Origin of the sequence: Celeribacter ethanolicus, assembly GCF_002407265.1 — a bacterium.
GTDB lineage: Bacteria > Pseudomonadota > Alphaproteobacteria > Rhodobacterales > Rhodobacteraceae > Celeribacter > Celeribacter ethanolicus.
The window spans coordinates 514,739-535,455 of record NZ_CP022196.1; the positions used below are offsets into that span (position 1 = coordinate 514,739).

The window sequence follows — 20,717 nt, forward strand, 5'->3', positions numbered from 1 at the left end:
GAATGATTGAGATAGGCCGGTTTCCGACATGCGCGAGCCTCTTGCCCTCGGGATCGAGCCGGGCCACGACGGCCCGCTCTTCCTCGCCATTGCCGAGGCGATCACCCGCGACATCACCCGCGGGCGCCTCAAGCCCGGCGCGCGGCTGCCCGGCACGCGGGCGCTGGCGCGCGAATTGGGCGTGCATCGCAATACGGTGGACGCCGCCTATCAGGAGCTACTGACGCAAGGTTGGTTGCAGGCGGAACCGGCGCGGGGCACCTTCGTGGCGCAGGATCTGCCGCAGGGGATGCTGGTCCGCAGAGCAGCGCCCGCCCCGGTCGAGCCGGTGGCGCCGCGCGCGGGGATTGCCTTCAGCGATGGCGCCCCCGATCCGAAACTGGTGCCCGACAAGGCGCTGGCCCGGGCATTTCGCCGGGCGCTCTTGTCGCCGGCCTTCCGCGCCGGGGCCGATTACGGCGATGCGCGCGGAACGTCCTCACTGCGCGAGGCACTGGCAGGCTATCTCGGCTCGGACCGGGGCGTGGTGGCGGAGCCGTCGCGGCTGCTGATCGCGCGGGGCAGCCAGATGGCGCTGTTCCTGGCCGCGCGGGCGGCGCTGTCTCCGGGCGAGGTCATCGCGCTGGAGGAGCCAGGCTATCCGCTGGCATGGGCGGCGTTCCGCGCGGCGGGGGCAGAGGTGCGGGGCGTGCCGGTGGATGGCGGGGGCCTGCGGATCGACGCGCTGGAGCAGGCGCTGGCCGGCGATCCGCGCATCCGGGCGGTCTATGTCACGCCACATCACCAGTATCCGACCACGGTGACGATGGGCGCGGCGCGGCGGCTGCAGCTGCTGGAGTTGGCGCAGCGCCATGGGCTCACGCTGATCGAGGACGATTACGACCACGAGTACCGGTTCGAGGGCCGCCCGGTCCTGCCGCTGGCCGCCCGTGCGCCCGAAGGCCTGCCGCTGATCTATGTCGGCTCGCTCTCAAAACTGCTCTCGCCGGGCATCCGGTTGGGCTATGCGCTGGCGCCCGAGCCGCTACTGCGGCGGATGGCCGAGGCGCGCGCCGCCATCGACCGGCAGGGCGACGCGCCGCTGGAGGCGGCGCTGGCGGAACTGATCCGCGACGGCGATCTGGGCCGTCACGCCCGGAAAGCGCGGCGGGTCTACCGGGCGCGGCGGGATCTGCTGGCGGGGCTGCTGAGGAAGCATCTGGCCGGGCGGGCGACATTCGATCTGCCCGCCGGGGGCCTTGCGCTGTGGCTGCGTTGCGAGGGGAGATCCGCCGATGATTGGGCCAAAGCCGCTGGGCAAGCGGGGCTGGCCCTGCTGCCGGGTATGCGCTTTGCGCTGGAGGGTCCGGCGCCGCAAGCTTTCCGGCTGGGCTATGCGGCGCTGGACGAGGGGCAGATCGCCCGCGCGGTTGATATTCTCGCCCGGAGCGTTCCGGCATGAGCCTATTCCGCCGCGACCGCGCGCCGGGCCTGCGCGGGGGCGATGTGCATCCCGAGCCGGGTCAGCAGATCCTGATCCCTCCAGGCCGCCGGGTTGCCGGTGGTCAAGAGCTGGTCGCCCACGAAGATCGAGTTCGCCCCGGCAAGAAAGCACAGCGCCTGCAACTCGTCGCTCATCCCCGTGCGTCCTGCCGACAGGCGCACGACCGAGGCTGGCATCAGGATGCGGGCCAGCGCCACGATGCGCACCAGCGCGAAGGGATCGACGGCCTGGGCGCGCGCCTGCACCGGCACGCCCTCGATCTCGTTCCACAGGTTCACCGGCACGCTGTCGGGATGCTCGGGGAGCGTCGCCAGCGTCACCAGCATGGCGATGCGGTCCTCTTCGGCCTCGCCCATGCCCAAGATGCCGCCGCAGCAGACCTTGATACCGCCCTTGCGGACCTGCTCGACCGTGTCGAGGCGGTCCTCCATCGTCCGGGTGCTGGCGATCTGCGCGTAATAGTCGGGCGAGGTGTCGATGTTGTGGTTGTAGAAATCCAAGCCCGCCGCCTTGAGCCGCGCGACCTGTTCGGGCGACAGCATTCCCAGCGTCATGCAGGTTTCCAGCCCCAAATCGGACACGCCCCGCACCATGTCGCAGAGCTTGTCCATATCGCGGTCCTTGGGGCAGCGCCAGGCGGCGCCCATGCAGAAGCGTTGCGCGCCGGAGGCCTTGGCGCGCTGTGCGGCGGCCAGAACCTCCTCGGTTTCCATCAGCTTGGTGGCCTTCACTCCGGTGTCGTGAAAAGCGGATTGCGAGCAATAACCGCAGTCCTCGGGGCAGCCGCCGGTCTTGATGCTGAGCAGGCTCGCGGTTTCGATCGCGTTGGGGTCGAAATGCGCGCGGTGCAGGGTCTGGGCGCGATGCATGAGGTCGGCGAAGGGCAGGGCGTGGATCGCCCTGGCCTCTGCCATCGTCCAGTTGGTGCGGATCATTGTGCGCGGGTCCGGACGCGGGCGATGGCCGCGATGAGACCCGAGGCCAAAGCCAGCTTGAGCAGATCGCCGAGCAGGAAGGGCGTGAGACCCGCGGCCAGCAGCCCCTGCGCCGGGTCATAGAGCGCCAGCCAGGCGAGGCCGAGGGCATAGACCACGGCGAGGCCCGCCAGCATCGCCAGGAAACGCCCGATCAGCCCGCGCCCCTGCGCTAGCCAGCCGGTCAGGCCCGCGCCCAGCAGGTAGCCCGCAAGATAGCCGCCGGTCGGCCCGACCATATAGGCGAGCCCGATGCCGCGTTCCGGTGTGCCGGAGAAGACCGGCAACCCCAGGGCGCCCGCCGCCAGATAGGCCGCCATCGCCGCAAAGCCGAGCCTCGGCCCGAGCGTGGCGGCGAGGAAGAGCACCGCCAGCGTGTGCAGCGTCATCGGCACCGGCCAGAACGGGATCTGGATCTTGGCGCCCAGCGTGATCAGCGCCGCGCCGCCGAGCGCCAGCGCGAGGCCGCGTCCCAACGCTGCAGGACGGGTCAGAGAAGGGGTGAGAAATACCATGGGTCAGTCCTCCGAAGATAGGCATCGAATCTATCTATAATAACGAAGGCTGTGTGCGGTCCCTGCAACTAGGTTTATAGATAATTACCCTGGAATTTCGTAAGTCTCTCTTACGTCGGCATTTTTCATCGCAGTCTTGCGCTTGCCGATCCAGCCGACATGGCGCGCGAGGGTGGCGCAGGCGAGGTCGGTCTGCCCCTTGCGCAGCGCGTCGAGAATGGCGCGGTGGTCGTGATCCGTGCGTGCCTCCCAGTCGCGCCGCCAGGCGGCAAAGAGGAACCGCGCGCTGGCGGCCTGCAGGTCGTCGATGGTCCGCAGCAGACGCGGCATCCGGCAGGGGGACAGGATGAGCCGGTGAAAATGGCGGTTTGCTGCCTCCCAGTCACGGACGGTACTGGCGCTGTCGCCGTGGCGCGTAACCTCTTCTGCTTCCTTCAGAATCGTGCGTGTCATATTGGGTGCCGCGTGGCGTAGGGCGAGGCTTTCGAGGCTGGAGCGCATCTCGGCCACCTCGCGCAGTTCGGCCACGTCGAATTCGGTGACGCGAAAGCCGCGCCTCGGTTCGCTCTCTGTCAGACCCTGGGTCTGCAACTCGCGGAAGGCCTCGCGCACTGGGACATGGCTCGCGCCGAACTCGGCAGCGACATGGTCCTGCCGGAGGCGCGCGCCGGGCGGAATCTCGCCCGAGATGATACGGTCGGCAAGGACGCGGGCGATGCGGGCGGACTGGGTCTCTTCAGGGGCGTGTTTCATGAATTATAGATAGTTCATGCTGCGCCGCCCGTCGACAGTTAAGGTGGGCTTTGCGGCTCATCTGTCATCGTCGCCGTCTTGTAGGACCTGGCAAGCCTCTGCAGGCTCAGGCAGCCCTTGGTTGCAATGTTGGGAAGTCGCAATTCGTAAAGATCAGCGGCTCCGACACGTCTTCCCTCTTTCGGAGGTCGGCTGACACATTGGAAGGTCAGGATCGTCCGCCAGCCCCCGAGAACGTGCCAGCTTGCTCTGACGTCGATATCTCTCCATGGGATGATCGCCTCGGGATCAATGGCGTTCATGAGGATGCCCTGCGCCGTGAATGTCAGTATCGGGCCTTTTCGTCGTCCGTACTTCCAATGCAGGAGAACGGGCGCAAACCCCAGTGGCACGGCCAATGCCAAAAATGCCACCTGAGAGGGCCTGCCATCGACGCCGGGCTCCTGACTAAGAGACATCGTCACCGCGAGAGCTGGAACGAGGAGGAGCCCGGCCATAAGCCAGAAGCCGGCAAGCCGGAGATACGACAGCCAGATCACCAGATCGGGCATCGAATGCGCTTGGCGTGCCTTGTCCACCTTCAGAGCCAGAACATAAGGCACGTTGCCGATGTGAGCGCCGCGAGGGTTCGATTTGCGCGCCTGAGGCTGGTCGGGCTCGAGAGGTGGCGCCGCAGGGCGGATCCCATGGCAGACCAGACGGCCATGCACGGGGTGCCGATTAATGCGAAGGCCAAGCAAATGATCAGCAATTGAGGAAGAACCGCCTTCTCGGGCTGCAGAAATGCCGAGACCGCAGTGAGCGCGATCAGCCACGATTTCGGATTGATGAACTGGAACAGCATCGCCTGAGAGAACGAGATCGGGGTGGCATTGGGCGATTGCGCCAACGCATCTGCTTTCCAAAGCTTCAGGGCGAGCCAGAGCAGATAGAACGTCCCAGCCACCTTGAGTGCCAACTGGATACTGGGAAACTGTGCGAAAAGGCTGCTGAGACCGGCGGCCACGAGCAGGATCTGGGAGATCACACCGGTCGGAATGCCAACGATCTGCGGTATGGTGCTCCGAAAGCCAAACACCAGCCCCGCGTTGGCGAGAAGCATGTTGTTTGGCCCCGGGGTGATCGACATGACAAAGGCGTAGAGCGCCAGGGCTCCTATTGTGGTAAACTCCATTTGCGACCTTCCCAGTTCACACGACTACATGCTCCGCGTTCTGGACGGGCAAGGCGATTGAGAGCTTCTCAACTCGGCATGAGCATAATCCACGCTTGTCACGTGCCGGAACGCGAGGGACGCGGTCTCATTGGGTGGCGCTACCGCGGTTCATTCGCTTAGAAGGAGCCGAAAGGTCCGAATGCGAGGTGCGGGCTGAGCTCGCGCCCGCCCGGAAGCGAACTAGAATGACCAGCAAGCCACCCCCGCTGAGCAGAGCAGAAGACCGATTTGAGGTTTCTCGGGAACAGCTCTTCGAAGAGGTTTGGGAAACGCCGATCCTTCATTTGGCCGAGAAGTATGCCGTCTCAGGGTCGTACCTGGCTCGAGTGTGCACGGTGCTGCGCGTTCCCAGGCCCCCGGTTGGATACTGGCAAAAGAAGGCTGTTGGCAGGGCTCCCCGCCGACCGGAACTACCCGAGGCCCAACCCGGAGATCAACAGATCTGGAGCAAGGACAGGCCTCTCGCACGTCCCGCGAGAGAAGAGCGCGGTGAAGAGCGGCAGAAAGCTGGCCGGGGTGCGGCAAGGCCCGCAGTGAATGCCCTGCTGCGTGGGACGAAGAGCCAGTTTCTCAAGACCCGCAAGATTGATGCCAACGAATTCTTGCGCCCATACAAGCAACTCCTTCCTGACATCGTTACATCCGCCGCGCCTCTGGAACGAGCGCTCGACCTCGCCGATGGTCTCTATCTGGCGTTTGGAAAAAAGGGGTATCCCGTGCGGTTCGCCCCTCCGGATCAGAAGTTGCAGCGCGCAAAGATCGAAGAGCGGGAGACCGTCCGCCACGACCGGAAATATGGTCAGTATGGGCATGGTACCATCTGGTCGCCGCTCCGACCGACAATTGCGTACCTGGGCGCCATCCCGATCGGGCTGGTTCTGACGGAGATGACCGAGCGAGCGACTATGCGTTACCAAAATGGGAAGTACGTTCGTGAAAGCACGCTCGATCGACGACAGGGGCGGTCGATTTTGCAATCACACAGTTGGACGACAGAACAGGACCTGCCTTGCGGACGCTTTCGCTTGGTCGCTTATTCTCCGCACCCCGGAGTAGAGTGGCAGCTTTCATGGCAGGAGACCAGTAAGCGCTCCCTTGATAGGGCGTTCGGCGAAGTGATCCGCAAGCTTGAAGGCTCGGTCGAAGAATTGAAGGCTCTCATGGACGCGGCCGATGACGAGGCTGCCCGGAAGAAAAGGGAACAGGAGCTTCAATGGGAGCGCTGGCGGAGGGAAGAGGATAAGCGCAGTGAGGCGAAAGCCCGCTCCGAGAGCCTTCAACAGCTTTCGGATATCATGGCGGATTGGACCAAGGCGCTCTCCGTCGAGATGTTCTTCGTCGAGGCCGAAAAGCGTATGCAGATGGTGGACGGAGAGCGGCGCGTGCATCTGGAATCTCGGCTGCGTTTGGCGCGCTCGATGCTCGGCGATCTCGATCCGCTATCATTCATCGAGCAGTGGGTTTCGCCGGAGGAGCGCTACCAGAGAAAGTTCATGGATGAATAGGGTGCCAATAGGATGGACGGCATATCGCTAACTTGCCTCTATCTCAGCATTCAGCGGCCATGAAAGTTGATGCCTGTACCTGGCAAAACCTTGAGTGATGCGCGGGTCCTTTCGATGAGATTGACGTACTGGCGCATCACGTGTTGTCTATTGCGAGCAGCATTCCGGGCCAGTTTGCATATTTGTCGCCTGTCTCTCGGATGTGCGTATAGCGTTTCAGGCTGACCCAGGATCTGTGCCCACTGACAGCTGCGACATGGGGAATGTTCCAGCCCATTTCGAACAGGCGTGAGATGCCTTCATGGCGCAGATCGTGGAAGTGCAGATCCTCAATTCCGAGCAACTTGCAAGCGCGTGTGAAGTTGGCCGTGATTGCGTCCGGAGAGTAGGGGAAGATCTCAGCCTTGCTCTTCCGCATGCTGTCGATGATCCGAATGGCCTCCTCGGGCAAATCGACCCAGGTATCGTTTCCGAGCTTTTCTCCGGGATGCTTCATGTCACGGACCAGAATGCGCTTGTGCTCCTTCTGAAAGTCATCCCAGGTAAGGCGGGTGATCTCTGCCTGTCGGCGCGTCGAGAAGAGAGCGAAAACGATTACCTTGTGCATGGGCATGGCTTGAGGTGTTCTCTGGCGCCGATCAATGAAATGGGCCAGCAGCCGGTCGATCTCATCGAGTGTGGGCCTGCGGGTCCGCTGCGCGGAACGGGAGATGATCCCCATACGGCGCGCGACGGTGATCGCGTCTCTCATCTCCCGGTCATCCAGTCGGAAGTCCCACATCGGTCGTGCTATGGCGAATATGGAGGCGAGATGGCTCGCATAGTTCCCGACTGTTTGCGGTTGTCCGGGCAGTGACTGAAGGAACTCGATGATATCCTTCGACTTGATGGTGGAACAGGGCAGATCGGCGATCGGGTAGGTGGCGATGGTCCTGAGGACCTGGGCCTTTGTGCGACCGATGTCCTTCACCGTTTCTTCGGTGTAGCGCTCGATCGCTTTGGACAGGGGAGGGTCGGATGCATTCAGTTCCTCCAGCGCTCCGGGCTTGGCAAGCTCTTTCTCACGCTTCTTTATCCAGGCGGTCGCAGCGGGGCGTCTGTCAAAGGTTTTCGTCTCATGATAAGTAGAGCCCTCTCGCATTACACGCACACGAGCTAGGTAGCTGCTACTGCCATCTTTACGTTTGCGCGTGGTAATCGAGCCCATGATGACCTCCTGACTTGGTACATGGGAATTCTATTTGGTACATTGTGCCAAGTCTAGCGTCGAAATCGGCGTGTTTGGTACAGAACGGGCGGGAACTAGACGAAGGTGAGGCGCAGATAAGTGACTGATAAAGTTAAAAAAGAAGATTTATCAATGGCCTCACGCCTCTCCGTCGCCCCGATGATGGACTGGACCGACCGTCATTGCCGGTATTTTCACCGGCTGATGTCGCGGGAGGCATTGCTTTATACGGAAATGGTCACGGCACCCGCTTTGGTGCGCGGGCGGGCGTTGCATTTGCTCGACTATAACCCCGAGGAACATCCGGTTGCGGTGCAGCTTGGCGGCTCCGAACCTGCGGAGCTGGCGGCGGCGACGAAGCTGTGCGTGGCGCAGGGCTATGACGAGGTGAATCTCAATGTCGGCTGCCCGTCGGACCGGGTGCAGTCCGGCTGTTTCGGGGCGGTTCTGATGAAATCGCCCTATCTCGTGGCGGATTGCGTCACGGCGATGCTGGCGGTTGCGGGCGATGTGCCCGTGACGGTCAAATGCCGCATCGGGGTGGACGATCAGGAGCCGGCGGAGGTGCTGCCGGCCTTCCTCGCCAGGATGCGCGACGCTGGCGTGACACGAATCACGGTGCATGCGCGCAAGGCCTGGCTCGAAGGGCTGTCGCCGAAGGAGAACCGCGACATTCCGCCGTTGGATTACGATCTCGTCCATGAGATGAAGCGCGCCTTCCCGGACCTGCATCTGTCGATCAACGGGGGCGTTCAAAACCTCGATGTGGTCGAGGAAGAATTGACACATATGGACGGTGTCATGGTCGGGCGCGCCGCCTATCATCAGCCTTACGACATTCTCGGAACCGCCGATCAGCGGATTTTCGGCAGAGACGCCGATCCGCTCAGCCGTCATGACGTGGCGCTTGCGATGGAGGGTTATATCGGGCGGCACATCGCGGCGGGCGGCAAGCTGGCGCAGGTGACGCGACACATGCTGGGACTGTTTGCGGGCCAACCGGGGGCGCGGCGCTGGAAGAGGGTGTTGTCCGAGGGGGCGCACAAGGACGGCGCTGGGTTCGAGTTGGTGCGCGAGGCCTTGCCGAGATGACAGGGGGAGACATGACGAAACAAGACCTGACCCGGCAAGAGGTCACGGCGGCGAACAGGGCCGCCTGGGAGGCCTCTGCGCCGCTGCACGAAACCGGACCTGAGTGGCTGGCGCTTCTGGACGCCGCAGCAAAGCCGGGGTTTTCCACCTTCGACGCCACGATGACCGAAGCGCTCGGGGCGCGCGATCTGACGGGCAAGCGCGCGGTGCAGATCGGCTGCAACAATGCCCGTGAGCTTCTGTCGCTGGCGTCTTTCGGAGCGATTCCGGCGGCAGGCATAGATCAGTCCGAGCGGTTTCTCGATCAGGGCCGTCGTCTCGCGGAGGTCGCAGGGCAGGCGCCCGCGCTGATCGCCGCCGATATCTACGACCTGCCCGAGGGGATCGGCTCCTTCGATTTCGTCTTGATCACCATTGGTGTGCTGAACTGGATGCCCGATCTGACCCGGTTCTTTGAAATCGTCGCGTCCCTGATGGCACCGGGGGCCGTTCTGATGATTTACGAAACCCATCCGGTGATGGAGATGTTCGACCCGGAGGCGGCCTCCCCGCATGAGCCAGGATTCAGCTATTTCCGCACGGAGCCGCATGTTCAGGACGACATCTTCACCTATGACGGAGAAGATCACGGTATGGGCACGACCAGCTACTGGTTCCCGCACACGCTGGGTGAAATCGTGACCGCCACCGCGCAGGCGGGATTGCAGATCGACGGCCTTGAGGAGTTCGGCCACAGCAACCGCGAGCCGGAGTATGACCTCTATCAGGGGCGCGCCGCGCAAATCCCGATGTGTTTCCTGCTGACCGCGACGCGCGGCGCCTGAGCCTTACTCCGCCGCATCTTTTCCGGGTTTGCCGCGACCCGTTTCCGGGTGCTCCGGCTCGAGCTCGATCACGCTTTCGGGCGTGGCCGTGGGCTGTTCCATCGGGCGTTGCCTCTGAACGGTTTGCGAGGCGCGTTCGGCGTCGTAGCTGTCGGGTCCGGCCCAGCTCTCCGTTCCCGTGGTCCAGACGAATTCCGGGTTCTTCGCGCGTCTGGCCTCGCGGCGCAGGCGATAATCCTCGGCGGCCGCACTCTGGATGCCCATGCGGGTCATCAGGCGCATCACCGCGTGGTGCACAAAGACCCAGAACCACACCCGTGCGGCCAGCATCGCGGGGGTAAACACCAAGGTCAGGATCGTGGCGATGCCGAGGCCGAAAACGACGGCGGTGGCGAGGTTGGTCCAGAACTGCGCCGTGGGCGAGTTGATCGTATAGCCGCCGCCCAGAAAATCGAGCGAGACCGCGAACATCATCGGCGTCAGCCCGGCCATGGTGGTGATCGTGGTCAGAAGCACGGGCCGGATGCGGTCCTCTGCGGTGCGGATGATGGCCTCGATCTTGGGCATGTAGCGGGCATATTCCTGATAGGTATCAATGAGAACGATGTTGTTGTTCACCACGATCCCCGCCAGCGCCACAACGCCCGTGCCGGTCATGATCATGCCGAAGGTCATGTCCATCACCATGAGGCCGATCAGCACGCCCGCCGTCGACATCACGACCGCCAGAAGCACCAGAACCGAGTTGTAGAAGCTGTTGAACTGCGCGAGCAGGATGATGAACATCAGCGCCAGTGCGGCGCCGAAGGCTTTGCCGAGGAAGGCGCCGGTTTCCTTTTGCTCTTCATCGTCGCCGGTCCATTCCCACGTCACACCTTGGGGCAGGGGATTGTCCGCCTCAAGCCATTGGGTCAGCGTTTCGATCCGCTCGGTCGGTGTGATCGTGACGCCATCGTCGCGGGTCATGCCGCTGTCGACGGCGGCTTTCACATCGTAATAGCGCTGCTGATCGACGCGGGAGATCGAGGCGAGTTTCGCGACCGGCTCACGGGTGATGAAATTCGACAGGGGCACAAGCCCGTCGGAGGTCCGCACCTTCAACGTGTCCAGTGTCGAGAGTACGCGGAATTCTTCGGGCAGGCGCACACGGATGTCGATTTCCTCGTCCGAACTGTCGACGCGCATGGTATCGAGGGTGATGCCCCGCGTCACAAGCTGGATCATCCCTCCGACGGTCGCCACATCCGCGCCGAACCGCCCGGCTTTCTCCACATCCACGTCGATCTGCCAGTCGATGCCGGGCAGGGGCCGCGTGTCTTCGATGTCGGCCAGTGCGGGCGTCTCGTCGAACTTGGCGCGCACGATTTCGGTGGCCGTCTCCAGCGTGTCGAAATCGTCGGCTTTGAGCCGAAGGTGAACGGGTTTCGCCGAGGCCGGTCCCATGGAGAGGTTCAGCGTTTCGGTATAGATGCCGGGGAGGCGGGCGAGTTTTTCTTCAAGCTGCGCCAGCACATAATCGCCGTCATACTCCGGGCTGACATGGGTGTTTTGGAAAAACAGAAACCCGTCTTCCGTGGTCGTGGGCCGGTCGTCCCATGGGATCAGCTCGACCTGAATTTGCCCGATGGTGTCGCGCGGCGCGGAGGTGCCGCCGGTGTTGGAATTGAGCCCTCCGTCGCCCGCAAAGACGAAGGCATTGTCGACACCGGGCTGGGCGAGCACGATGTCCTCCGCCTGCCGCACCAGCGCGTCTTTCTCGGCGACGGACAGGTTGCCGCGCGCTTTGACATAGATGATTGCCTGTTCCGGTTCGGTCGCGGCAAAGAATTCGACGCCTTTGTTGTGCGACCCGTAATAGGAGAACACCGAGAAGACCGCGACGATCACCGCAAGGATGGTGACGGGCGGCATGATCGGATTCGCCGTGATGAATTGGATCACATGGCCGAAGGGGGTGCGTTTGTAGCCGGATTCGACCTTTTTCGGCGCTTTCTCGATGCGCAGCGCGCCAAGAGTGATGGAACTCAGTGAGCCGCCAAGGAAGATCAGCACCAGTGCGATCAGGAAGCTTTCGCGCAGGAAGAGGAAAATGCCCGCGCCGAGCAGCGCAAGCGAGAGGACCGCGAGGGGGAGACGCAGCGCGTGCGAGACATGGTCATGCAGAAGATCGGAGATCTGGCTGTAGAATCGTGCGATCCGTCCGGTGACCCCGCCCATGACCGGCAGGTAGATCAGCGCCACGATCAGCGAGGCGGAGAGCACGAAGATGATCGTGACCGGCAGCATCCCCATGAACTCGCCCGCCACCCCCGGCCAGAACAGCATGGGCAGAAAGGCGCAAAGCGTGGTGGCGGTCGAGGACACGATGGGCCAGAACATCCGCTTGGCGGCCTCGACAAAAGCGGTCATCGGGCCTTCGCCCTCGTCCATTTTGCGGTCGGCATATTCGACCACGACGATGGCCCCGTCGACCAGCATGCCGACGGCGAGGATGAGTCCAAACATCACGATGTTGGAAATCGTAATGTCCATCAGGCCCAGAAGAATGAAACACAACAGGAAGGATGTGGGGATCGCGAAGCCCACCAGCAGGGACGAGCGGATGCCCAAAGCGGCCAGAACCACGATCATTACAAGCGCGATGGCGGTCAGGACCGAGCCTTCGAGCTGGCTCACCATCGACGAGACCTGCGTCGACTGATCGTTCGAGGTGCCGACCGTGATCGCCTGTTGCAGCGGTTCGGGCCAGCTCTCATACTCGGCCTGTACCGCCCCCTTGACCAGCGCAACCGTGTCGATCACCGGGTAGCCTTTGCGCTTGACCACCTGAAGCGCGACGGTGCTCTCGCCGTTGAACCGCGCCGTGCCCGCCCGGTCCTCGAAGGTCAGGCGAATGTCCGCCAGATCGCCCAGCGTCACCACCCGGTCGCCATTGACCTTGACGGGAAGCGCCATGACATCGCGCTGATCGTTGAAGCTCGACGGGATTTTGATCGAGAACGTGCCCTGATCGGTCTCGATCTCGCCCGCCGCCACGAGCTGGTTGTTGTTGGTGACAACGCTGATCAGTTCGCCCGCTGTGACGTTGTAGCTTTCGAGCCTAAGCGGGTCGATCACCACTTCGAGCATCTCGTCGCGATGGCCGGTGAGCTGAGCCTCCAACACCGGTTCCAGCCCTTCAAGCCGGTCCTGCATCGACTTGGCGTATTGCACCAGCGTGCGTTCCGGCACCGGGCCGGTGAGATTGACGATCAGGATCGGGAATTCGGAGAAATTCACCTCCGAAATGGTGTAATTGTCCGCTCCATCCGGGAAATCCGCCTGCACCCGGCCCATGCGGTCGCGCACGTCTGCAATGATCTTGGTCTTGTCCCAGCCAAATTCGAACTCGAGCCAGATGCCCGCATAATTCTCCGCCGCCGTGGCCGACATGGTGTCGAGACCGTCGAGGTCCGACAGCTCGGTTTCCATCGGCTTGATCAGCAGCTTTTCGGCATCCTCGGCGGAAATGCCGGGGAATTGCACCGACACATAAAGCCCGGGGATTTCAATGTCCGGCTCGCCCTCTTTCGGCAGGCTGACATAGGCATAGGCCCCCGCGATCAGGGTCAGCGCCACGAAGGCGAGGATCATCCGGGCATGGCGCCCGGCCCAGTTGACGAGGCCGGTCATTGTTCGGTCTCCGTTTCGGTGTCATCCTCGAAATGCGGTTCGATCAGGACACCTTCGCGCACGAATTCCTGTCCGACGGTGATGATGTCCGCCTGCTCCGGCAGGCCTGCGACCCAGATGCCTTCGCGCGTGTCGCGCAGCACCCTGACGGGGGCGAAGACGACGCGATTGTCCGGCCCGGCAAGGCGCAGCCCGATCAGCCCGTCGTCATTGAGCGTCAGCGAGGATTGCGCCACCAGATGCGCCATTTCGCCCTCGGCCCGGACCGCCAGTTCGACGGTCTGGCCATCGCGAATGGCAAAGTCCGGGTTCGGCACCTCGACCTCGACGCGGAAGGTGCGGGTGGCGGCATCGGCGGAGCGGGCGAGATAGGTGACATGCCCGGTGACGGTATTGCCGGAAATCAGCCGCGCGCCCGCGCGCGCGCCGATTTGGATCTCGTCGACCTCGGTCTCGGGGGCGTAGCCCACAAGTTTCATCGGATCGAGCTGAATGACCGTCGCACAGGCCGCGCCTGTCGTCAGGAAGGTGCCGAGCTCCGCCGTGTCGCTTTCCAGCAGCCCCGCGAAAGGCGCCTTGATCTCGAGGTTTTCAATGTCGCGCGCGGCCTGGGCAAGCGCCGCACGGGCGCTCTCGACACCGGCCTCGGCGGAGAGAATCTGGGTCTCGGAGGCATAGCCGCCCGAGGCGAGTTTGCGGGCGTTGCCCAAAGCGACCTCGGCTTCGGCCAGCGCGGCCTGCGCCTGTGCGAGCGTAGCATCGCGTGTGCCGCGGTCGATCTGACACAGAAGCTGTCCGGCCTCGACCAGTGCGCCCTTGCGCAGCGGTTCGTTGACGACGCGCCCGGCGGTTTCGGCCGTCACCGTGACCTCGCGCGCCGCTTCCGTTTCGCCGCGCAGCACAACGGTGCTGTCGAGCGGTTCGGCCTGCGAATGCCGGACCACGACAGCGACCGCATGAGCCTCCGTGCGAGCCTTTTCGGCGGGGGGCGTGAAATCTGCCTCGACCTGCGCGGTTTCGGGGGTGCCCGTCGGGGCAGTGCCGTTCAACCGGTCGCGCTCGAAGATGAACAGGTAGAGCGCGGCGGTGACGAGAATGGCGATGGCGATGGAAACGATGCGCATGTGTCTGTTGCTGTCCTTGTGGGGCCCGCGACATGAAGGCCGTGGAGCGGTCTTTGCGGTTGATCCTTCCCGGTGTCACGGTTTCGGGAGTTAATCGGATTAACATTGCGGCCAAGATGGATAAGACTTCATCTTATCACAAGAGAAAGATACGCAAAGATGACGTGTAAAAACGTCTCAGAAGAAGAAATTTTCCGGTATCGTGCCGAACTGCACGCAGTCCGGGAGTCTGTTGAGCGTTCGCGCACAGAGGTGCTCCCGCGCTCTCGCGCCTGTGATCCCAGGGGCGTTTGTGCCCGGGCCCGGTGTGTCGCGCAGGTCTTGGCATTCCGTCGCAGATCGGGGTAAGAGGGGGCAGACGTTTGAAATACCAATCCCGCAGCGCGCGGTCAGGGGGCGAGAGTGAGCCATACCGATAGCTTTATCGACGAGGTGACCGAAGAGGTCCGCCGCGACAAGTTCTACGCTTTCCTGAAGAAATACGGCTGGATCGGAATCGTCGCCGTGCTGGCGCTGGTGGGCGGTGCGGCCTGGACGGAATATTCCAAGGCGAAAGCCCGGACGGCAGCGGAAGCCACGGGCGACGCGATTACCGCGGCTCTGGGCGCCGAGACGCCCGAGGCGCGTGCCGCCGCACTTGCCGATGTCGCGGGTGGCGAGGCGCGGGTGGCCATAGCGATGCTGCGCGCCGGTGAGCTTCATGCCGCGGGCGATGTGAAGGGCGCTCTGGCCGTTCTGGCGCCGCTGGCTGCCGACGACATGCTGGACCCGGTCTATCGCGATCTCGCGGTGCTCAAGACGGTGATGATCGGTGCCGGGGAAATCTCGCCCGAGGACCGCATCGGCCAGCTTGCGGGCATTGCCAGCCCCGGTGCGCCCTATCGGTTGCTCGCCGAGGAACAGCTTGCCGCGGCGCAGGCGGAAATGGGCGATACACAGGCGGCGATCGACGGCTATCGGGCGATCTCGCAGGACGTGGATGCAAGTAATGCCTTGCGTCGGCGCGCGGCACAGATGATGGTGGCGCTTGGGGCGGATCCCGCCGAGTAAGGGTTGCGACAGGCAAGGGCCGGGTGTGGGATGCGTAGGGTTAAAGCAGGGAGTGCAGGGATGATCGGTCAGACATGTAAGGCCGGGACCGGCGACGTCAGAACCGGAAAGGCCGGGATTGGCAAGGCCGGGCTGTTCATGGCGATGCTGGCGCTGACGGCCTGTGGCGCCGGGCGGGAAGAGATTCTCCAGGGCACCCGGCTCGATCCGAGAGACGGCTCCGTACTCGCCGCCGCGAACACCGGCCCGGTGGTGAATCGCGCCGAGAAGATTTCTCTGGGAACGCCGATCACCCGTGATTCCTGGACGATGACCGGGGCAGGGCGCACGCATGCTTCTGGCCACAACGCGTTCACCTCCGGCACGCCGCATCTGATGTGGACCGCGGATATCGGTCAGGGCAAGACCCGCCGGGCGCGGTTGACCGTTGATCCGGTGGCCGAGGCCGGTGTGATTTTTGCGATGGATTCGGCGGCGCGCGTGACGGCGGTCTCCGCCAGCAGCGGTGCACCGGTCTGGTCCGTCGATCTGACACCTGCGGGCGAGAAAAGCGGCAAGGTCTTTGGCGGCGCTCTGGCGATCTCCGGCAACACGCTCTACGCCACCACCGGCTACGGCGATCTCGTGGCGCTCGATCTGTCGACCGGCGGGGAGCGCTGGCGTCAGCGGTTCGAGGCCGTGGGGGCTGCGGGCCTGTCTGTCCATGACGGGCTGGCCTATGTTGTCGCGGGCGACGGTCAGGTCTGGGCGGTGCAGACCAAAGACGGTCGGGTGAAATGGACCCTCAGCGGTCCGGAAACCATCACCTCGCGTGCCGGTGCTACCTCGCCGGCGATCGGCGACAAGTTCGCCGTGCTGCCGTTCTCTTCGGGCGATCTCTACGGTGTGTTCCGTCAGGGTGGCGTGCGCTACTGGTCGGCCTCTCTGGCCGGTCAGCGCAGAGGCGTGGTCTATGCCAACGTGTCCGACATCACCTCCGATCCGGTGATCGTCGGCGACCGCTTCTATGTCGGCAACCAGGCCGGGCGCTATGCCGCCTTCTCCATGGACATGGGCGAGCGGATCTGGACTGCGGACGAAGGCGCCTATAGCCCGGCCTCCGTGGTCGGCGGCTCCGTGTTCATCGTCACCGACCGCAACGAGCTTGTGCGTCTGTCGGCGTCGAACGGGCAACGGATCTGGGGCGTGCAACTGCCCTATTACACCACCGACAAGGTGCGCAAACGTAAGGCGGTCTTCGCCCATTACGGTCCGGTGGCCGCAGGTGGCAAGATGTGGGTGGCGTCCGACGATGCGGTGCTGCGCGGTTTCGATCCGGTCTCGGGTGCGCTGGTCGCCACCGTGGCTCTGCCAAAGGGCGCGGCGTCCGATCCGATCGTGGTGAATGGCACAATGTATCTCCTGCTTGAAGACGGCTCGCTCGCGGCGCTGCGCTGAGGCCTTGCGGAGACGTGAGCGCGGGTGATGTAACGGTATGAAACAGCTCGATCTTCCACCGGACCGCCCGATCCGGGATCGGGTCGTCGTGTTGGAAAACGCGCTGTTCCTGCCGAACCGGCGGCGTAAGGCGACCTGGCGATACTGGGGCGGCGTGCAGTCAGCCGATGGCAGCGAACACCCCTATGCCACCGGCTGGCATTATCCGCGGGACCGGGCGAATGTCATCCCCGAGGACTATCCTCTGCCCGAGGAGATCCCGACGCTTGAGGGCGATTTCCTCTATCTCGGTCATTACCCCTCGGGGTTCGGGCACTTCCTTCTCGAAGGCACGGCGCGGCTCTGGCACCTGCGGCAGAATGGCAAGGCCCATTCTGCGGCGCTGATGCTGAAGCCGCGCAAGCTGGCGCCGGAGGGGGTGGAGCGACAGATTCGCAGCTTTGCGGAGTTCTGCGGGCTTGAGGTGCCGCCGATGATCTGGCCCGACGGGCCGGTGCGTCTGACGAAGCTCACCGTGCCGCAACAGGGGTGCGGGGCACTCGAACTGATGCTGGGCGCGCCGGAATATCGCGACATGATCGTCGGGCGGTTTGCCTCCGATGTGCCCGCCCGTGGGGCGAAGAAAATCTACATCTCCCGCAGTGCCCTCGATTCGACCCATGGCTCGCTGATCGAGGAGGACAAGCTCGAAGCGCTCCTGAAAGACGAGGGGTTCGCGATCTATCACCCGCAGGAGCACAGCTTTCGTGACCAGATCGCGCAATACAAGGCTGCGGAGGTGATCGTCGGTCTCGATGGGTCGGCGTTTCACGCGCTCGCTCTCGTGGGCTGGTCTTCGGACAAGACCGTCGCGATCATCCAGCGCCGCCCGGCGGCGGAGGCGGCGCTGCAGGCGCGCCAGCTCGAAGCCTTTGGTGTGGCCCGGGTCGGGGTTGTGGCGGGGCATGAGACGGCTTGGTCTCCGGCGGGCACGCGACGCGCGGCGCTGTCGATGTTCGGCACGCTGTCCTTCGCCGAGACCGGACGGGCCCTTTATGAGCTGGGTGCGATCTCGCGGCCCGACGTCTGGACGGACACGCCGCGTGCCGAACTCGAGGAGCGAGTGCGGGCCATCGGGGCCTGGCTGGAGCGCGACATGTACGAGGTGCGCAACTCCGCCACCCCGCTGGATGACAGGCCAGCGCGTCTGCATTCCGATCACATCACCCTGATCCCCGAGACCACACGCAGGCCGGGCTGATTGGATGCGCCGGGCATGCCGCAGAGTTTCCTCTGGACAGTCGGGTGCAAAAAGGTATACCCCGCAGGGTCAACTCCGGAGCGTTTCATGTCTTTTTCACTTGCCATCGTCGGCCGCCCGAACGTGGGAAAATCGACCCTGTTCAACCGCCTGGTTGGCCGGCGGCTGGCGCTTGTGGACGATCAGCCCGGCGTCACGCGTGATCTGCGCGAGGGTGAGGCCAAGCTGGGCGATCTGCGGTTTACCGTGATCGACACGGCGGGTCTCGAAGAGGCGACCGACGAGAGCCTTCAGGGCCGGATGCGCAAACTGACCGAGCGCGCCGTCGATATGGCCGACATTTGTCTGTTCATGATCGACGCCCGCGCGGGCGTTTTGCCCGCCGATGAGGTCTTTGCCGACATTCTGCGCAAACGCGCCAAACATGTGATTTTGGCGGCCAACAAGGCCGAGGGGCAGGCGGGCGAGTCCGGTTTGCTGGAGGCGTTTTCCCTGGGCCTCGGCGAGCCGCTTCGGCTCTCCGCCGAACATGGCGAGGGCATGCCCGATCTTTACGCCGTGCTGCAACCTTTGGCCGAAGAGTTCGATGAACGTGCGGCGGCAGAAGCGCCGGAGGTGGACGTCGAGCTGACCGAGGAAGAGCAGGAGCTGGGCGAGGGCGAGGATATTGGCGGCGAGTCCCGCGAATTTACCTTCGACAAGCCGTTGCAGATCGCCGTTGTGGGCCGCCCGAACGCGGGCAAGTCGACGCTGATCAACAAGCTTCTGGGCGAAGATCGCTTGCTTACGGGTCCCGAGGCCGGGATCACGCGGGACTCGATCTCCGTGACCATGGACTGGAACGGCGTGCCGGTGCGCGTGTTCGACACGGCAGGGATGCGCAAGAAGGCCAAGGTGCAGGAAAAGCTCGAAAAGCTCTCCGTCGCCGATGGTCTGCGCGCGGTGAAATTCGCCGAGGTCGTCGTTGTGCTGCTCGATGTGTCGATCCCGTTCGAGCAACAGGATTTGCGGATTGCCGATTTGGCCGAGCGCGAGGGCCGCGCCGTGGTCGTGGCCGTCAACAAATGGGACACGGAAACCGATAAGTCCAACAAAGCCAAAGAGTTGCGCGAAGAGTTCGCGCGGCTTCTGCCGCAGCTCCGGGGCGCACAGCTTGTCACCGTGTCGGCGGTGACCGGCAAGAATTTGGACAAGTTGCAGGAAGCGATCCTGCACGCCCACGCGATCTGGAACCGCCGCGTGTCGACCTCGCGCCTGAACAACTGGCTGGGCGCGATGACCGAGGCGCACCCGCCGCCCGCACCGGGCGGTCGCCGGATCAAGCTGCGCTACATGACGCAGGTGAAGGCACGCCCGCCGCAATTCGTGGTGATGTGTTCGCATCCGGACGAGTTGAACGACAGCTACAAACGCTATCTGGTCAACGGGTTGCGCGAAGATTTCGACATGCCGGGGACGCCGATCCGGCTGTTCTTCCGCTCTCAGGCGGATAAGAACCCGTATAAAAACAAGACGAAATCGACGCCCTCGCGGTTGCGTAAACACCTTGGCAAGGACCGGGCGGATGCGCCGAAGGTCAAGAAGCAGCGGCCGCCGAAGAAATAAGAAAAGCGCTGACGCGCTTGCCTTCGGCGAGGAGTGAACGGCGGAAAAGAAACGCGCCAGTGGCGCGTTTGAGCCGAGAACGGGCGGAGCCCATGAGACAAAAGAAGGGGGCGTTGTGCCTCCCTTTTTCGTTTGATTTTGTGTTTAGAGGTCGAGATCGACCCAGATCGGGACGTGATCGGACGGCTTGTCCTTGGCGCGGGTGAAAGCGTCGATCTGGCAATCCGTCAGGAGATCGGCGGCCTGCGGCGACAGCAGGAAATGGTCGATGCGGATGCCGTCGTTTTTCTGGAACGCGCCCGCCTGGTAGTCCCAGAACGTATAGGTGTCCGGCGCGCCATTGCGGACACGCAGCGCGTCGGTCAGGCCAAGCGCGGTGAGGCGGCGGAATTTGGCGCGGCTCTCCAAGCGAAACAGCGCGTCGTCTTTCCAAGCCTCGGGGCGTTTCGCGTCCTCGGGCTGGGGGATCAGGTTGTAATCGCCCGCCATCAGGAAGGGCTGTTCTTCCGCCAAAAGCGCCTCGGCGCGGGCGGTCAGCCGGTCGAACCATTTGAGCTTGTAGTCGTATTTCGAGCCGGGCACGGGAGTGCCATCGGCGTCGAGATCGACCGGGTTGCCATTCGGCAGATACAGCCCGCAAATGCGGAGCGCCTGCGTCTCGCCCACAACCGTCGCCTCGATATAGCGCGCTTCCTCGTCGTCGCCGCCATCGCGCCCCGCGCCCTCTGCGCCGGGCAGGCCGCGCGTGACGTCCTCAAGCGGCAGTTTCGAGAGCAAAGCGACGCCGTTGAACGACTTTTGTCCATGGGTTTCAACATTATAGCCCAAGTCTTCGAAGATCTCGCGGGGGAAATTTTCGTCGACGGATTTGATCTCTTGTAAGATCGCCACATCCGGTTCGGCCTCTTTCAGCCAGTCCGTGAGCGCGTCTGCGCGCGCCTTGATGCCGTTGATGTTGAAGCTGGCGATTTTCATGGCTTCTCCCTCTTTTGCCCCTTT

General features: G+C 63.6%; 17 protein-coding genes. 8 read left to right on the plus strand and 9 right to left on the minus strand.

Features of this window, described 5'->3' with window-relative positions; genetic code table 11:
* Positions 1–28 precede the first annotated feature (28 nt).
* On the plus strand, positions 29–1,441 hold the full coding sequence (gene pdxR / locus CEW89_RS02530; RefSeq protein ID WP_096804792.1) for a MocR-like pyridoxine biosynthesis transcription factor PdxR: 1,413 nt from the start codon (positions 29–31) through the stop codon (positions 1,439–1,441).
* 2 nt (positions 1,442–1,443) lie between these two features.
* On the opposite strand, the gene bioB is transcribed toward pdxR, so the two are convergent.
* From bioB to CEW89_RS02555, 5 genes are all read right to left on the minus strand, one after another.
* Positions 1,444–2,418 carry a biotin synthase BioB gene (gene bioB, locus CEW89_RS02535; protein ID WP_096804793.1) on the minus strand — a complete coding sequence of 325 codons (975 nt, stop codon included), beginning with the start codon at positions 2,416–2,418 and terminating at the stop codon, positions 1,444–1,446.
* Entirely contained in the window at positions 2,415–2,972 is a 558-nt protein-coding gene (locus tag CEW89_RS02540; RefSeq protein ID WP_096804794.1) for a biotin transporter BioY, read from the minus strand. Before CEW89_RS02540 ends, bioB begins: the two co-directional genes overlap by 4 nt.
* Positions 2,973–3,056: 84 nt before the next feature.
* Entirely contained in the window at positions 3,057–3,725 is a 669-nt protein-coding gene (locus CEW89_RS02545; RefSeq protein WP_096804795.1) for a GntR family transcriptional regulator, read from the minus strand.
* Positions 3,726–3,763: 38 nt separating this feature from the next.
* The gene (locus tag CEW89_RS02550) at positions 3,764–4,276 is read right to left on the minus strand and encodes a hypothetical protein (protein WP_096804796.1); all 513 of its coding nucleotides are present in this window, start codon (positions 4,274–4,276) and stop codon (positions 3,764–3,766) included.
* A gap of 29 nt (positions 4,277–4,305) precedes the next feature.
* Positions 4,306–4,899 carry a LysE family translocator gene (locus CEW89_RS02555; protein ID WP_096804797.1) on the minus strand — a complete coding sequence of 198 codons (594 nt, stop codon included), beginning with the start codon at positions 4,897–4,899 and terminating at the stop codon, positions 4,306–4,308.
* 227 nt (positions 4,900–5,126) lie between these two features.
* Here CEW89_RS02555 and CEW89_RS02560 point away from each other — a divergent pair, with 227 nt between their 5' ends.
* Positions 5,127–6,446 carry a hypothetical protein gene (locus tag CEW89_RS02560; RefSeq protein WP_096804798.1) on the plus strand — a complete coding sequence of 440 codons (1,320 nt, stop codon included), beginning with the start codon at positions 5,127–5,129 and terminating at the stop codon, positions 6,444–6,446.
* Positions 6,447–6,582: 136 nt separating this feature from the next.
* Here the strand turns inward: CEW89_RS02560 and CEW89_RS02565 are convergent, their stop codons facing one another.
* Entirely contained in the window at positions 6,583–7,653 is a 1,071-nt protein-coding gene (locus CEW89_RS02565; protein WP_244906142.1) for a site-specific integrase, read from the minus strand.
* A 120-nt stretch (positions 7,654–7,773) separates the two neighbouring features.
* Between CEW89_RS02565 and dusA the strand changes: the two genes are divergently transcribed.
* Entirely contained in the window at positions 7,774–8,766 is a 993-nt protein-coding gene (dusA, locus tag CEW89_RS02570) for a tRNA dihydrouridine(20/20a) synthase DusA (protein WP_096804799.1), read from the plus strand.
* Between the two features lie 11 nt (positions 8,767–8,777).
* Positions 8,778–9,590, plus strand: a complete 813-nt coding sequence (locus CEW89_RS02575; protein WP_096804800.1) for a class I SAM-dependent methyltransferase — start codon at positions 8,778–8,780, stop codon at positions 9,588–9,590.
* 3 nt (positions 9,591–9,593) lie between these two features.
* Here the strand turns inward: CEW89_RS02575 and CEW89_RS02580 are convergent, their stop codons facing one another.
* Positions 9,594–13,262 carry an efflux RND transporter permease subunit gene (locus CEW89_RS02580; RefSeq protein ID WP_096804801.1) on the minus strand — a complete coding sequence of 1,223 codons (3,669 nt, stop codon included), beginning with the start codon at positions 13,260–13,262 and terminating at the stop codon, positions 9,594–9,596.
* Complete coding sequence (locus CEW89_RS02585) at positions 13,259–14,386, minus strand: efflux RND transporter periplasmic adaptor subunit (protein WP_096804802.1); 1,128 nt, start codon at positions 14,384–14,386, stop codon at positions 13,259–13,261. Before CEW89_RS02585 ends, CEW89_RS02580 begins: the two co-directional genes overlap by 4 nt.
* A 402-nt stretch (positions 14,387–14,788) precedes the next feature.
* Here CEW89_RS02585 and CEW89_RS02590 point away from each other — a divergent pair, with 402 nt between their 5' ends.
* From CEW89_RS02590 to der, 4 genes are all read left to right on the plus strand, one after another.
* Positions 14,789–15,436, plus strand: coding sequence for a hypothetical protein (locus CEW89_RS02590; protein WP_066701612.1), 648 nt, complete (start codon positions 14,789–14,791; stop codon positions 15,434–15,436).
* 60 nt (positions 15,437–15,496) lie between these two features.
* Entirely contained in the window at positions 15,497–16,873 is a 1,377-nt protein-coding gene (locus CEW89_RS02595; RefSeq protein ID WP_066701613.1) for a PQQ-like beta-propeller repeat protein, read from the plus strand.
* Positions 16,874–16,910: 37 nt separating this feature from the next.
* Positions 16,911–18,113 carry a glycosyltransferase family 61 protein gene (locus tag CEW89_RS02600; RefSeq protein ID WP_096804803.1) on the plus strand — a complete coding sequence of 401 codons (1,203 nt, stop codon included), beginning with the start codon at positions 16,911–16,913 and terminating at the stop codon, positions 18,111–18,113.
* An 87-nt stretch (positions 18,114–18,200) separates the two neighbouring features.
* Positions 18,201–19,718: a ribosome biogenesis GTPase Der gene (der, locus tag CEW89_RS02605; protein ID WP_096804804.1), complete on the plus strand. Its 1,518-nt coding sequence runs from the start codon at positions 18,201–18,203 to the stop codon at positions 19,716–19,718.
* Positions 19,719–19,862: 144 nt separating this feature from the next.
* On the opposite strand, the gene xth is transcribed toward der, so the two are convergent.
* Positions 19,863–20,693: an exodeoxyribonuclease III gene (xth, locus tag CEW89_RS02610; RefSeq protein ID WP_096804805.1), complete on the minus strand. Its 831-nt coding sequence runs from the start codon at positions 20,691–20,693 to the stop codon at positions 19,863–19,865.
* Between the last annotated feature and the right edge of the window lie 24 nt (positions 20,694–20,717).